The organism is Acidithiobacillus albertensis (assembly GCF_001931655.1).
GTDB classification, from domain to species: domain Bacteria; phylum Pseudomonadota; class Gammaproteobacteria; order Acidithiobacillales; family Acidithiobacillaceae; genus Acidithiobacillus; species Acidithiobacillus thiooxidans.
This window is the reverse complement of sequence record NZ_MOAD01000089.1, coordinates 1-985: the sequence shown is the minus strand read 5'-3', so window position 1 is coordinate 985 and position 985 is coordinate 1. Positions and strand designations below refer to the sequence as shown.

Here is a 985-nt window from a genome sequence, read left to right as displayed (position 1 = left end):
GGAAGACTTTCTGAAGCCGATGGGCATCACCCAGTATCGTCTAGCCAAGGAAATCGGCGTCCCGCAGCGCCGTATCGGGGAGATCGTGATGGGAAAGCGGGCCGTTACCCCGGATACCGGGCTGCGGCTGTCCCGGTTTTTCGGGATGAGTGACGGTTTCTGGGTGGGCCTGCAAACCGATTACGATCTCGCCGTGACGCGCCACGCGATGCAGGCAGTTCTCAATAAGATTCAACGATACGACGTGCATGCGGCGTAACGACCAGAATCCGCTGGTAACGACTCCGGCAGGTTGAGTTTGCCACACTCTGTGGCAGGTGGGCTGAAAGGCTATATTGCAGCGGAAGCGGTCATTCAGTGTGCTGACAACTTGAGTTATGGTTTTGCCCTTGAGCGACGCATTCGCATGGCTCTACCGATTTCGTCCAGAATCCCAACGAACAACAAACGTGCAGTGATCGGTAAGCGCTAAGTAAAGTGTGAGGAGATGAATCCGCTTGGTATACTTCCTGTCATTGGGGATGCAGCGTACACAGAGATGTCCTCAAATGTCCGGGAGGACACTCTTTGTCACTGAACAATATGGAGGGGAACGAATCATTGTTTTTGTCGACCAGAGTTACGACTATCCCACAGTCCTCGACACAATGATCGTTTGTGGCTTATGAATTACTGCAACACGGCGATGTTACCCACAGCTGAAAACTGGAATCTCCGGCCTAAGACATCACTGCAATCTTACCAGCATACCAAAAACACTTTAACAACACTGTAGTACGGAGTGTCTAAGTGATGAATAAATTATACAGCAGGTAATATGATCAAGAGCGATACAGGGCGGTTTCAAGTTTGAAGTGCAACACCGCTGTTTAACTGCCTGATTTGCTGTGCCATCACTTCGGCTGGAGTTCGGAATCCCAAGGATTTCCTGGGCCGATTATTGAGTTCCTCCGCTACCTGAGTCAAACGCCGTTGCGAATATTCG

Annotated in this window: 1 protein-coding gene and 1 pseudogene; one reads left to right on the top strand and one right to left on the bottom strand. The window is 50.9% G+C overall.

Going from position 1 to position 985, the window contains the following annotated elements:
• On the top strand, window positions 1-259 hold a 259-nt coding region (locus BLW97_RS18185; RefSeq protein ID WP_075324182.1), incomplete at its 5' end, for a HigA family addiction module antitoxin.
• A 584-nt stretch (window positions 260-843) separates the two neighbouring features.
• Here the strand turns inward: BLW97_RS18185 and BLW97_RS19285 are convergent.
• Window positions 844-985 (bottom strand): annotated as a pseudogene (locus BLW97_RS19285) (IS30 family transposase); the annotation flags it as partial.